The organism is Paraglaciecola sp. (assembly GCF_030730205.1).
Classification (GTDB): domain Bacteria; phylum Pseudomonadota; class Gammaproteobacteria; order Enterobacterales; family Alteromonadaceae; genus Paraglaciecola.
Window position 1 is genome coordinate 1 of the sequence record NZ_JANQVQ010000213.1, and the last position, 14,227, is coordinate 14,227.

Sequence of the window (14,227 nt, forward strand, 5' to 3'; positions counted from 1 at the left end):
GTGGCATAGGACCATCTGTCGCCGCTACTACTAATATTGCGCCGTCCATCTGAGCTGCACCGGTGATCATGTTTTTAACATAGTCAGCGTGTCCAGGACAGTCAACGTGTGCGTAGTGACGTGCAGGCGTGTCGTATTCTACGTGTGATGTATTGATTGTAATACCACGCTCACGCTCTTCTGGAGCGTTATCGATTGCTGCGAAGTTTTTCGCAGTACCGCCGTAGGTTTTTGCCAATACAGTTGTGATAGCTGCAGTTAAGGTGGTTTTACCGTGGTCAACGTGGCCGATAGTACCTACGTTTACGTGCGGTTTAGTACGTTCAAACTTTGATTTTGCCATTTTACAATTTTCCTAAGTTAAAAGTCCGGCCCCTATATAGATAGATAACCGGACCAGACCTTCATTATTAAGAGTGTCTAGCGTCAATAATCGCTTTAGCCACGTTATTGGGCGCTTCTGCGTAATTAAAAAATTCCATTGAGTATGACGCACGGCCCTGAGTTGCAGAACGCAGTGCAGTTGCATAACCAAACATTTCTGACAATGGCACTTTAGCACGAATTATTTTTATTCCAGCTAAACCGTCTTCCATGCCTTCAATCATTCCGCGGCGACGATTTAAATCGCCAACCACATCACCCATCCAATCCTCTGGCGTGGTGACTTCTACTTTCATGGTAGGTTCAAGTAATACAGGATTCGCTTGCGCAGCACCATTCTTGAAACCCATAGAACCAGCGATTTTAAACGCCATTTCTGAAGAGTCAACATCATGGTAAGAGCCGTCGAACAGAGTCACTTTTACGTCAAGTACCGGATAGCCCGCCAACACACCATTTTGTAACTGTTCTTGAATACCTTTATCAACCGCTGCGATATAGTCTTTAGGCACTACGCCACCGACTATTGCATTTGTAAACTGGTATCCAGCCCCTTCTTCATTGGGTTCTAAGGTTAACCATACATGGCCATATTGTCCTTTACCACCAGACTGACGAATGAATTTACCTTCAGCATCGACTTTAGAGCGTATTGTCTCTCTATAGGCTACCTGCGGCTTACCGACATTACATTCAACGTTAAATTCTCGTTTCATGCGATCAACAATAATATCGAGGTGTAATTCCCCCATACCAGAGATGATAATTTGCCCTGTTTCTTCATCCGTTTTGACTTTAAAAGAAGGATCTTCAGCGGTAAGTTTGCTTAACGCTATGCCCATCTTTTCTTGGTCAGCTTGAGAGCGCGCTTCAACTGCAATTGATATTACAGGCTCAGGAAACTCCATGCGTTCTAGGGTGATTATATGGTTTGGATCACACAGGGTATCACCCGTTGTGACATCTTTTAAACCTATAGCTGCAGCTATATCCCCAGCTCGAACTTCTTTTAGTTCAACCCGGTCTTTAGCATGCATCTGCACTATACGTCCAAAGCGTTCACGCTTAGCTTTAACTGGGTTATAAACCGCGTCACCGGTGTTTACCACACCTGAATAACAACGGAAGAAGGTCAGTGTTCCAACAAAGGGATCACTGGCTATCTTAAACGCTAAAGCTGCAAATGGCGCTTCATCGTCAGCAGGTCTTTCTGCTTCTGTTTCATTTTTATCATCGAGTATTCCCTTAATGGGTGGCACATCAGTTGGCGATGGCAAATATTCAATGACAGAATCTAGAACAGCTTGAACACCCTTATTTTTAAAGGCAGAACCACATGTAGCTAAAACGATCTCATTGTTTAACGTGCGTTTACGCAAGCCAAATTTAATTTCTTCCTCAGTCAGCTCTTCGCCTTCTAAGTACTTATCCATTAATTCATCAGTTGCTTCCGCAGCAGCCTCAACTAATTCAATACGCATCGCTTTAGCTTGCGCTTCTAAATCAGCAGGAACTGGTTCATAGCTGAACGTCATACCTTGGTCGGTATCACTCCAGTTAATCGCTTTAAACTTAATTAAATCAATAACACCTTTGAATGTCTCTTCTGAACCTATATTCAAATGAATAGGCACACAGTTAGCACCCAAACGAGTACGAATTTGCTTTACTACACGTTTAAAATCAGCACCAGCTCGGTCCATCTTGTTAACAAATACAATACGCGGAACGTGGTACTTATTAGCTTGACGCCATACAGTTTCTGATTGAGGTTCTACACCCGATGAACCGCAGAATACGACCACGGCACCATCAAGCACACGCAAAGACCGCTCAACTTCAATTGTAAAGTCAACGTGCCCAGGCGTGTCTATGATATTAATACGGTGTTGCTCGTACTGTTTGTCCATCCCTGCCCAAAAACAGGTGATAGCCGCTGACGTTATAGTAATACCACGTTCTTGTTCCTGCTCCATCCAATCCATGGTGGCTGCACCATCATGTACCTCACCAATTTTATGGGATACACCGGTGTAAAACAAAACGCGCTCAGTTGTCGTGGTTTTACCCGCGTCAACATGAGCAACAATACCAATATTTCGATAACGAACAATGGGGGTAATACGAGCCATAGCTTTTTCTTACTACCAGCGATAGTGAGCGAAAGCTTTGTTAGCTTCAGCCATACGGTGAACGTCTTCACGTTTCTTAACCGCAGAGCCTTTGTTTTCAGCAGCGTCGAGCATTTCAGCTGCAAGGCGTTGAGCCATTGATTTTTCGCCACGTTTACGAGCAGCGTCTACTAACCAACGCATACCTAACGCATTACGACGAACTGGACGAACTTCTACTGGAACTTGATAAGTAGAACCACCAACGCGACGAGATTTAACCTCAACCGTAGGACGGATGTTGTCTAGTGCATCTTCAAATACGTCTAAGTGTGCTTTGCCAGCTTTCGCAGCAACAATTTCTAGTGCACCGTAAACGATCTTTTCCGCAGTCGATTTTTTGCCGTCTAACATAACGACATTCATAAATTTAGCGAGTAACTGTGATCCGAACTTAGGATCTGGTAGGATTTTTCGTTGACCTACAACTCTTCTTCTTGGCATCTTTAATTCTCCGTAGAATTTTCAGGGATATCCCAAAACTCAATTAATACTTAGTTTGGCCTTACTAACGGAGAACCGTTAAGACTTAGGCCTTTTTGCGCCGTATTTAGAACGGGCTTGTCTACGCTTAGTAACACCTGCACAGTCCAAAGTACCGCGCACAGTGTGGTAACGCACACCTGGTAAATCTTTAACACGGCCACCACGGATAAGAACAACACTGTGCTCTTGTAGGTTATGGCCTTCACCACCGATGTAAGAAGAAACTTCAAAACCGTTGGTTAAACGAACACGACAAACTTTACGTAATGCAGAGTTTGGCTTTTTTGGTGTGGTGGTATATACACGAGTACATACTCCACGACGTTGTGGACAAGCTTGCAAAGCAGCGACGTTGCTCTTCGTCTCTGGTGCTTGGCGAGGCTTGCGCACTAACTGGTTAACTGTTGCCATTAACTAGCTCCTGATTAAAATTACGACTGATTACCCTTTTACGGGCCTATAACGCGAAAAATCCGCGCCCTCGATTTGGATTACCAAATTTTGGGTCGCGGAAGTCTAATGATCAAAGTGGGAGCTGTCAAGTAAGAGTGCCTCTAAACTGCATATAATATGGGTTTAGCGGCTTTATCTTGCTTTTCAGATCCTAAGCGATCGATTCTCTATTCATCAATTTCAGAAGATTCATTCACTTCTGCATTTAACGCTTCGCTCAAAGCTGCTTCGGCATCTGATGCAGAAACTGAAGGCTCTGGGAACGGATTACGAGCTGCTAATTTAGCTGCTGTCCGTTTTTGGTGATACGCAAAACCGGTACCCGCTGGAATCAAACGGCCTACAATAACGTTCTCTTTCAAACCACGTAGTTCGTCTTCTTTACCTTGCACTGCTGCTTCGGTAAGAACACGAGTCGTCTCTTGGAAAGATGCTGCTGAAATAAATGACTCAGTAGACAAAGACGCTTTAGTGATACCCAACAATTGAGTTTCATATTGCGCGGGGATTTTGCCTTGCTTCTCTATTTCACGGTTAGCAATCTTAACATTTGAGACTTCTACTTGCTCACCTTCAAGGAAGTTAGTATCGCCTGCATAGGTAATCATACACTTACGCAACATCTGGCGAATAACCACCTCGATATGCTTATCGTTAATTTTTACACCTTGCAAACGGTAAACTTCTTGAACTTCGTTAACAATGTAATTTGAAACCGCAGAGATACCACGTAAACGTAAAATATCATGAGGCGACTCTGGACCGTCCGCAATAACTTCACCTTTTTCAACGTTTTCACCTTCGAATACGTTGAGGTTGCGCCATTTAGGGATCATTTCCTCATAAGGCTCACCTTCTTTAGGTGTAATTACTAAACGTTTCTTGCCCTTAGTTTCTTTACCAAAGCCAATGGTTCCAGATACTTCAGCAAGAATAGCTGGCTCTTTAGGCTTACGTGCTTCGAACAAGTCAGCAACACGAGGTAGACCACCCGTAATATCTCGAGTCTTAGAACTTTCTTGCGGTATACGCGCTAGAACATCACCTGGTTTTGCCATCATGCCATCAGTGGCTTCGATAGTTGTAAAACTAGGTAAACGAATTTCTTGTAAACCAAACTCATCACTTTCAAGGATCAGCTTAGGTTCTTTAGCATTCGCTTTAGACAAGTCGTTAACCACGATACGGGTTAAACCTGTAAGATCGTCTTGCTGCATTTCTGTGTTACTGTCATCGATATCAGCAAAGCTAATTTTCGCTGCGCGTTCAGTAACGATTGGATGCGAGTGCGGATCCCAGTTTGCCACTACTTCACCAGAAACAACTTTTGAACCGTCGTTAGTGGTCAGTATTGCACCGTAAGGGACTTTATAACGCTCTTTCTCACGACCTTGATCATCAATGATAGTGATCTCAGTTGAACGTGAAACAATAACCACTTTGTCATCTGTATTTCGAACGTATTTAGCATTATGTAGCTTCAGCGTACCAGTGGTTTTAACTTGAACACTGTTTTCTGCTGATGCTCTAGATGCCGCACCACCGATGTGGAACGTACGCATGGTAAGCTGAGTACCCGGCTCACCGATTGATTGTGCTGCAATAACACCAACCGCCTCACCATGACCAACCATGTGACCACGAGCCAAATCACGACCATAACATTTAGCACAAACACCAAAGTCATTTTCACAAGTGATAACAGAGCGAACCATAATTTGGTCGACTGAGTTAGCCTCTAACATGTCTACTAATGCTTCATCTAACAGAACATTACGTTCAACTAGTACTTCATCAGAGCCAGGCTTGATAACATCTTCAGCGACAGTACGACCCAATACGCGTTCACGTAATGGCTCAACAACATCACCACCTTCGATTAACGGTGTCATTTTAACACCTTCGAAAGTACCGCAGTCATCGTTGTTAATAACCAAATCTTGGGCTACGTCTACTAAACGACGAGTTAAGTAACCCGAGTTTGCCGTTTTCAGAGCCGTATCGGCCAAACCTTTACGAGCACCGTGAGTAGAAATAAAGTATTGCAGTACGTTCAAACCTTCACGGAAGTTGGCGGTGATTGGTGTTTCGATGATTGAACCGTCTGGCTTAGCCATCAGACCACGCATACCAGCCAACTGACGAATCTGAGCAGCACTACCACGAGCACCAGAGTCGGCCATCATAAACACTGAGTTGAAAGACGCTTGTTCTTCCATTTCTCCATCACGGTTCATGACTTTTTCGGTTGACAAGTTGGTCATCATGGCTTTCGCAACACGCTCGTTCGCGTTAGACCAAATATCGATAACTTTGTTATAACGCTCACCCGCGGTCACCAAACCTGATTGGAACTGCTCTTGGATCTCACGGACTTCTGCTTCTGCTTCTTCGATAATGTCTTTCTTAGCTGCAGGAATAACCATGTCATCAATACCAACAGAAGCACCAGCGATCATCGCATAGTGAAAACCGGTATACATGATTTGGTCAGCGGTGATAACCGTATCTTTCAAACCTAGGGTACGGTAACAAACGTTTAATAAACGTGATATTGCCTTTTTGCCCATAGCTTGGTTGATGGTTTCAAAAGGTAAACCTTTTGGCAAGATCAACGACAAGATAGCGCGACCAACAGTGGTATCGGTTAATGTCACTTTTTCAATTTTGTTACCCTCTTCGTCAAAATCGTATTCAGTGATACGAACTTTGACGCGAGCATGTAGCTCAGCCGCTTCGGTACGGTAAGCTTTTTCTGCTTCGTGCGGACTAGTAAATACCATGCCTTCACCACGACCATTTACACGGTCACGAGTCATGTAATACAAGCCCATAACAACGTCTTGTGAAGGAACAATGATCGGCTCACCGTTCGCTGGAGACAAAATGTTGTTAGTTGACATCATTAAGGCACGAGCTTCAAGCTGCGCTTCGATGGTCAATGGAATGTGTACTGCCATTTGGTCACCATCGAAGTCAGCGTTATACGCCGCACATACGAGTGGATGCAATTGGATTGCTTTACCTTCGATTAAGATAGGTTCAAAAGCTTGAATACCTAATCTGTGAAGTGTGGGTGCACGGTTAAGTAAAACTGGGTGTTCACGAATAACTTCGTCAAGAACATCCCAAACTTCCGGATCTTCACGTTCAACTAATTTTTTAGCTGCTTTAATCGTAGTTGCTAAGCCACGGCCTTCTAACTTTCCATAAATAAACGGCTTGAATAGCTCAAGTGCCATTTTTTTAGGTAAACCACACTGGTGCAAACGTAGCGTAGGACCAACGGTAATAACCGAACGACCTGAATAATCAACACGTTTACCTAATAAGTTCTGACGGAAACGACCTTGTTTACCTTTGATCATATCAGCCAAAGATTTTAAAGGGCGTTTGTTAGAACCAGTAATCGCACGACCGCGACGACCATTATCTAATAAAGCATCAACAGCCTCTTGCAACATACGTTTTTCGTTACGTACGATAATGTCTGGTGCAGCTAGATCTAAAAGACGCTTCAAACGGTTGTTACGGTTAATAACACGACGGTATAAATCGTTAAGATCAGAAGTCGCAAAACGGCCGCCATCCAATGGTACCAATGGACGTAAGTCTGGTGGTAAAACAGGAAGAACAGTCAAAATCATCCACTCTGGTTTGTTACCAGATTGTTGAAATGACTCAAGTAATTTTAAACGCTTGGTAATCTTCTTACGTTTTGTTTCAGAATTAATACTGGGCAATTCTTCACGCATAGAAGCAACGTCGGCATCAACGTCTAGGGCTTTTAGCAATTCAAAAACTGCTTCCGCTCCCATTTTGGCTTCAAATTCGTCGCCATGTTCTTCTAAGGCATCCAAGTACTCTTCTTCATTAAGAAGTTGGCTACGTTCAAGTGTTGTCATACCCGGTTCAGAAACCACGTATGATTCAAAATACAAAACGCGTTCAATGTCACGCAATGTCATATCTAACATCAAACCAATACGAGATGGTAATGATTTTAGGAACCAAATATGTGCAACCGGACTGGCTAATTCAATGTGACCCATGCGTTCACGACGCACTTTGGTTAATGTAACTTCAACGCCACATTTTTCACAGATTACACCACGGTGCTTAAGGCGTTTATATTTTCCACATAAACACTCATAGTCTTTTACCGGACCGAAAATACGTGCACAGAATAAACCATCACGCTCAGGTTTAAAGGTACGATAGTTGATCGTTTCTGGCTTCTTAACTTCCCCAAAAGACCACGAACGGATCATATCAGGTGAGGCAAGGCCAATTTTGATATTGTCGAATTCTTCAGTCTTATTTTGTTGCTTAAGAAACTTTAATAAATCTTTCACATTTCTCTCCCAGCGGAGTCAGTTGCAAATGTCCGGTATTAGGTACCGCGTACCCAAATACCGGACTATCCTGTCTATCAGCTCAGTAAGAGCGGTTTATTGCTCTTCTAATTCGATGTTGATACCTAGCGAACGAATTTCTTTCAACAATACGTTGAATGATTCCGGCATACCAGGTTCCATACGATGATCACCGTCCACAATGTTTTTATACATTTTGGTACGACCATTCACGTCATCGGATTTAACGGTTAACATTTCTTGCAAGGTATAGGCGGCACCATATGCTTCAAGTGCCCACACTTCCATCTCTCCAAAACGTTGTCCACCAAACTGTGCTTTACCACCTAGAGGCTGTTGCGTTACCAAGCTGTAAGAACCAGTAGAACGAGCGTGCATTTTGTCGTCAACTAAGTGGTTCAATTTCAGCATGTACATGTAACCAACAGTCACAGGGCGTTCAAATGCACGACCAGTACGGCCATCAAACAAGGTAATTTGGCCGCTTTCAGGCAGATCAGCAAGGGTTAACATGTGTTTAATTTCGGCTTCTGTCGCTCCATCAAACACTGGCGTAGCCATTGGCACACCCTTACGCAAGTTACCTGCTAGACGGGTAATTTCGTCATCGCTGAAACTGTCTAAATCAACTTCTTGGTGAGACTTGCCTGCACTGTAAACCTCTTTTAAGAAGTTACGTAGCTTTGACATTTCTTCATGTTCTTTCAACATGCGATCGATTTTCACACCGATACCACTCGCTGCCATACCAAGGTGAGTTTCAAGTACCTGACCGATGTTCATACGCGAAGGTACACCCAACGGGTTCAATACGATATCAACCGGTGTGCCGTTTTCGTCGTAAGGCATATCTTCAACAGGTTTAATGGTTGAGATAACACCTTTGTTTCCGTGACGGCCCGCCATTTTATCACCAGGCTGGATATGGCGTTTAACGGCCAAATACACTTTAACTATTTTAAGCACGCCTGGTGCTAAATCATCACCTTGGGTAATTTTACGGCGTTTGGTTTCGAACTTCGTATCGAAATCGGCTTTGATTTCAGAATGCTGTTCAGCAATTTGATCCAATTCAGTTTGAGCGTCGTCATCTTTCAACGTTAAATCAAACCATTTCTCTCTTGGAACATTGTCTAAACGCGATTCGTCAATGCCTGCTTTTATCAATACGTTTCTGGCGCGAGCAAAAATACCATCAGCAAGAATATTAAATTCATCTGATAAGTCTTTTTTGACTTCACGTAGTTGCATATCTTCGATTTCACGAGCACGTTTGTCTTTTTCAACACCATCACGGGTGAATACTTGAACATCAATAACGGTACCGTGAACACTGTTAGGTACACGTAGAGATGTATCTTTAACATCAGACGCCTTCTCACCAAATATCGCACGTAAAAGTTTTTCTTCTGGCGTTAATTGGGTTTCACCTTTAGGAGTGACCTTACCTACTAGGATGTCGCCGCCTTTAACTTCAGCACCGATATATACAACACCAGATTCATCTAACTTACCTAGTGCAGATTCGCCGACATTAGGAATATCAGCTGAAATCTCTTCTGGCCCAAGCTTGGTATCGCGAGCAATACAGCTAAGTTCTTGAATGTGGATAGAAGTAAATCTGTCTTCCATCGCTACACGCTCAGAAATTAAGATCGAGTCTTCGAAGTTGTAACCATTCCAAGGCATAAATGCGATACGCATATTTTGACCTAACGCCAATTCACCCATATCGGTTGAAGGACCATCGGCCAAAACATCACCAGCAACAACCGGCTCACCAACGTTACACGTCGGACGTTGGTTGATACAGGTGTTCTGGTTAGAACGGGTGTACTTAGTCAAGTTATAAATATCGATACCTGCTTCACCAGCAGTCATTTCATGTTCATTAACTTTAATTACAATACGGCTAGCATCAACGTAGCTTACAGAACCACCACGTTTAGCAACAACAGTTACGCCTGAGTCAACGGCTACTGTTTTTTCCATACCAGTTCCGACCAAAGGCTTTTCAGCGCGTAAGGTTGGAACAGCTTGACGTTGCATGTTTGCACCCATCAATGCACGGTTTGCATCGTCGTGTTCTAAGAACGGAATAATACTTGCCGCTACTGACACGATTTGTTGAGGTGATACATCCATGTAAGTGATTTGGTCACTTGACATTAACGTTGTCTCACCACGGTAACGACAAGGAATCAAATCTTCTGCCAATTTACCGTTTTCATCTAGTACGACGTTAGCCTGTGCAATCGCAAACTGGCCTTCTTCAATAGCAGACAAATAATCGATTTCGTCAGTAACAACACCGTCTATAATTTTACGATAAGGGGTTTCAAGGAAACCAAAATCGTTAGTACGTGCGAAGCTTGCCAAAGAGTTAATCAAACCAATGTTTGGTCCCTCTGGTGTTTCGATTGGACATACACGACCGTAATGAGTCGGGTGTACGTCACGTACTTCAAAGCCTGCACGTTCACGAGTCAAACCACCTGGACCTAATGCAGAAATACGACGTTTGTGCGTAACTTCTGATAAGGGGTTATTTTGATCCATAAATTGCGACAATTGGCTAGAGCCGAAGAATTCTTTCACTGCTGCCGAAATAGGCTTAGCGTTAATTAAATCTTGAGGCATAACCGCATCTAAGTCACCTAGACTCAAACGCTCTTTAACTGCACGTTCAACACGCACTAATCCAACACGAAATTGGTTTTCTGCCATCTCACCAACCGAACGAATACGACGGTTACCTAGGTGGTCGATGTCATCAACTTCGTCTTTACCATCACGAATGGTAATTAGTTGTTTTATTACCGCTACGATGTCCATTTTGCTCAAAGTACCTTCACCGGTCAGTTCTTCACGACCCAAGCGACGGTTGAACTTCATGCGACCTACTGATGACAAGTCATAGCGGTCTGAAGAAAAGAACAAGTTGTTGAACAAGGTTTCAGCTGCATCTTTAGTAGGTGGCTCACCAGGACGCATCATGCGGTAAATTTCAACTAATGCTTCTAACTTATTAGATGAACTATCTATTCTCAAGGTATCAGATATATAAGCACCGTGATCTAATTCGTTGATATACAAAGTGTCAAAACTAGTAAAACCAGCTTCTTTGATCGCTTCAATATTTTCCAACGTTAATTCATCGTTAGCACTAACGATAACTTCGCCAGTTTCTTTACTAACATAATCTTTAGCAAATACACGACCAACTAGATAAGTAGCGGGTACTTCTAGTTCTGTAATATTTGCTTTTTCTAGAGCGCGAGTGTGTCTTGCAGAGATACGACGCCCTGCCTCAACCAACACATTACCTTTGGCATCTAGAATATCAAACTGTGCGGTCTCACCACGAAGACGGTCTGGCACGATATCTGATAAAAACTTGTCGTCTGCAATGCGAACTTGGTTTTTCTCGAAGAATAAATCAAGAATCTCTTCTGTTCCCATTTCTAATGCACGTAGGATGATAGTCGCAGGTAGTTTACGGCGACGGTCAATACGTACAAAAAGGTTATCTTTAGGGTCAAATTCAAAGTCCAACCACGAACCACGGTAAGGAATAACGCGCGCGTTATACAATACTTTACCTGATGAGTGAGTTTTACCTTTATCGTGATCAAAGAACACGCCTGGAGAACGGTGCAATTGCGACACGATAACGCGCTCAGTTCCATTGATAACGAAAGTACCGTTATCAGTCATGAGTGGAATTTCACCCATGTAGACTTCTTGCTCTTTGATGTCTTTGACTGTGCCTGGCGCTGCTTCTCTATCAAACAACACTAAGCGGAGCTTTACACGTAAGGGAGCTGAATAAGTTACACCGCGTATTTGACATTCTTTAACATCAAATATGGGGTCACCTAAACGATAACTTACATATTGCAATTCAGCGTTACCAGAGTAACTTTTTATTGGAAAAACGGATCTAAATGCTGCTTCCAGTCCATGTTGACCATCGGTATCGAGGTCAATAAATTTCTTAAAAGAATCTAATTGGATTGAAAGTAGATACGGTATTTCCAATACCTGTGGGCGTTTGCCAAAATCCTTACGGATACGTTTCTTTTCGCTATAAGAGTAAACCATGGGTTCCTCAGCCTGCCGATTTTTGACCCAACTTGCTCATTAGAATTGACTAATAAAGCAAACTTCCACCATCCTTAAAGCTTGTCTGCAACGCATTGACCAAATTCATTAAGAGGCTTACTTAACTTATTGGTTTTATTAATGTTTGTAGACAATTTGCACCGAAAAACTAGAACCGATATCAAAGGATGAAAATATCAAATCCTACAGCGCAAAAAGGCTGGTGACTATTAAATCACCAGCCTATGCCATTTCAGGCAACTAATCTGTCGTTAGGCAGATTATTTAAGCTCAACTGTTGCACCAGCTTCTTCAAGCTCTTTCTTAAGTGCTTCAGCGTCAGCTTTTGCGATGCCTTCTTTGATCGCTTTTGGAGCAGCTTCAACTAGGTCTTTAGCTTCTTTCAAGCCAAGGCCAGTTGCGCCACGTACGCATTTGATAACAGCAACTTTGTTCGCACCGAATGAAGTCATTACAACGTCAAATTCAGTTTGTTCAGCAGCAGCTTCAGCAGCGGCTACAGGAGCAGCAGCAGCAACAGCGGCAGTCGCAGTTACACCGAATTTTTCTTCGGCTGCAGCGATTAATTCAACTAATTCCATTACTGGCATTTCAGCAATAGCGTTCAAGATATCTTCTTTGGTTAGAGCCATTTCTCTAAACTCCTGGGGTTAATGTTAATATTCAAAAATACAAAGAGCCAAATTATTTGGTTTCTTTGATCGCCGCCAATACACGCGCAAACTTGGAAGGCACTTCGTTGATTGTTTGAACGAATTTGCCAACCGGCGCTTTGAAGGTAGCAAGTAATCTTGCCAACGCTTCGTCGCGGGTAGGTAGAGAAGCTACTGCATCCAATTTTTCTGGACCCAATAAACCACTACCGATGGTCAATGCGGTAACTTTAAGCTTGCTGTTAGTTTTACTAAAGTCTTTGAAAAGACGGGCTGCACCACCAGGTGCCTCCATAGAAAAACCATAAATCAACGGGCCAACTAAGGCACTGTCGATGTCAGCAAAATTACTGTCTGCTAAAGCACGTTTTGCAAGAGTGTTACGAATTACACGAATGTAAACACCTTGTTCACGGGCTTTAATACGCAGGGCAGTTAGTTCCCCAACTTCCATTCCACGGTATTCAGCGACGGCAACGGATAGAGCTTTAGACGCAACATCGCTTATCTCTGCTACGATCTCTTTCTTTGCTGCTAAGCCTAGTGCCACTGAGTTCACCTCTTAAAGTCTGAAAAATCATTTCATTTCTGTCGAAATATCATTTTCAGGATTCACAGATAGATACTGTTAGTAAAATAAACCTCATTTTAACAACAATACCGCTCTACGGTGTTCGTTAATCCCAGAGAGTCTGAGTCGAAATCACCGTCTGCGCAGGCTGTTAGTTTAAGCAAACTGTTAATGCGAAAGTTCTCTTACTGCTTCCACCAGTTTACGCCTGCGGTCTTGGACGGGAGTCTAAGTTTGCGAACAAACCAGACTCCAACCCATAACCTTTACAGAGAAGCAGTTAAACTCTAAGGTTTAACTGCCAGAACAAATCAACCTTAAAGGCTGCCTTGCTCAATAGCTATACCTGCGCCCATTGTGGTGCTCAAGCTAACTTTCTTAATAAATACACCTTTTGCTGATGAAGGCTTAGCACGCTTAAGTGCTTCCAACAGAGCGTTAAGGTTTTCTTCAATTTGTTGTGGTTCAAAAGCGATTTTACCAATGCTAGCATGGATAATACCATTTTTGTCATTACGGTAACGTACTTGACCTGCTTTTGCATTTTTAACAGCGGTTACTACGTCTGGAGTTACCGTACCCGTTTTAGGGTTAGGCATTAGACCACGTGGACCTAAGATTTGACCTAATTGACCAACAACACGCATTGCATCTGGAGAAGCAACAACGACGTCAAAGTTCATTTCGCCTTTCTTAACTAATTCTGCTAAGTCTTCCATACCAACGATGTCAGCGCCGGCAGCTTTTGCTGCTTCAGCATTTGCACCAGAGGTGAAAACCGCAACGCGAACGTCTTTACCAGTACCATTTGGAAGTACTGTTGCACCACGAACGTTTTGATCAGATTTACGTGCATCGATACCAAGATTAACTGATACATCGATGCTTTCTGCGAATTTAGCTGTCGCTAATTCTTTTAATAAAGCAACAGCATCATTAAATGAGTATTCTTTACGTGAATCAACTTTGCTGCGTACTAAACGCATACGTTTTGATAATTTAGCCATT

General features: G+C 43.0%; 9 protein-coding genes. All 9 read right to left on the minus strand.

Annotated features, from left to right (window positions below; translation table 11 throughout):
* A partial coding sequence (locus NWQ57_RS14270; protein WP_306022833.1) for a GTP-binding protein occupies positions 1–343 on the minus strand: 343 nt, incomplete at its 3' end.
* Positions 344–410: 67 nt separating this feature from the next.
* Positions 411–2,516 carry an elongation factor G gene (gene fusA, locus NWQ57_RS14275; protein WP_306022834.1) on the minus strand — a complete coding sequence of 702 codons (2,106 nt, stop codon included), beginning with the start codon at positions 2,514–2,516 and terminating at the stop codon, positions 411–413.
* 12 nt (positions 2,517–2,528) lie between these two features.
* The gene (gene rpsG, locus NWQ57_RS14280; protein WP_306022835.1) at positions 2,529–2,999 is read right to left on the minus strand and encodes a 30S ribosomal protein S7; all 471 of its coding nucleotides are present in this window, start codon (positions 2,997–2,999) and stop codon (positions 2,529–2,531) included.
* A gap of 78 nt (positions 3,000–3,077) precedes the next feature.
* Positions 3,078–3,452, minus strand: a complete 375-nt coding sequence (gene rpsL, locus NWQ57_RS14285; protein WP_306022836.1) for a 30S ribosomal protein S12 — start codon at positions 3,450–3,452, stop codon at positions 3,078–3,080.
* A 209-nt stretch (positions 3,453–3,661) separates the two neighbouring features.
* Positions 3,662–7,849 (minus strand): DNA-directed RNA polymerase subunit beta', encoded by a 4,188-nt coding sequence (gene rpoC / locus NWQ57_RS14290; protein WP_306022837.1) that lies wholly within the window; start codon positions 7,847–7,849, stop codon positions 3,662–3,664.
* Positions 7,850–7,945: 96 nt separating this feature from the next.
* Positions 7,946–11,974: a DNA-directed RNA polymerase subunit beta gene (rpoB, locus tag NWQ57_RS14295; RefSeq protein ID WP_306022838.1), complete on the minus strand. Its 4,029-nt coding sequence runs from the start codon at positions 11,972–11,974 to the stop codon at positions 7,946–7,948.
* A 281-nt stretch (positions 11,975–12,255) separates the two neighbouring features.
* The gene (rplL, locus tag NWQ57_RS14300) at positions 12,256–12,627 is read right to left on the minus strand and encodes a 50S ribosomal protein L7/L12 (RefSeq protein ID WP_306022839.1); all 372 of its coding nucleotides are present in this window, start codon (positions 12,625–12,627) and stop codon (positions 12,256–12,258) included.
* A 52-nt stretch (positions 12,628–12,679) separates the two neighbouring features.
* Positions 12,680–13,198, minus strand: a complete 519-nt coding sequence (gene rplJ, locus NWQ57_RS14305) for a 50S ribosomal protein L10 (RefSeq protein ID WP_306022840.1) — start codon at positions 13,196–13,198, stop codon at positions 12,680–12,682.
* A gap of 338 nt (positions 13,199–13,536) precedes the next feature.
* Complete coding sequence (gene rplA, locus NWQ57_RS14310) at positions 13,537–14,226, minus strand: 50S ribosomal protein L1 (RefSeq protein ID WP_306022841.1); 690 nt, start codon at positions 14,224–14,226, stop codon at positions 13,537–13,539.
* Position 14,227 lies beyond the last annotated feature (1 nt).

Coding starts and splice junctions, on each gene's coding strand:
- rpsL (WP_306022836.1), bottom strand. CDS start 3,452: ATGGCAACAGTTAACCAGTTAGTGCGCAAGCCTCGCCAAGCACCAGAG.
- rplA (WP_306022841.1), bottom strand. CDS start 14,226: ATGGCTAAATTATCAAAACGTATGCGTTTAGTACGCAGCAAAGTTGAT.
- rpoB (WP_306022838.1), bottom strand. CDS start 11,974: ATGGTTTACTCTTATAGCGAAAAGAAACGTATCCGTAAGGATTTTGGC.
- rpsG (WP_306022835.1), bottom strand. CDS start 2,999: ATGCCAAGAAGAAGAGTTGTAGGTCAACGAAAAATCCTACCAGATCCT.
- fusA (WP_306022834.1), bottom strand. CDS start 2,516: ATGGCTCGTATTACCCCCATTGTTCGTTATCGAAATATTGGTATTGTT.
- rplL (WP_306022839.1), bottom strand. CDS start 12,627: ATGGCTCTAACCAAAGAAGATATCTTGAACGCTATTGCTGAAATGCCA.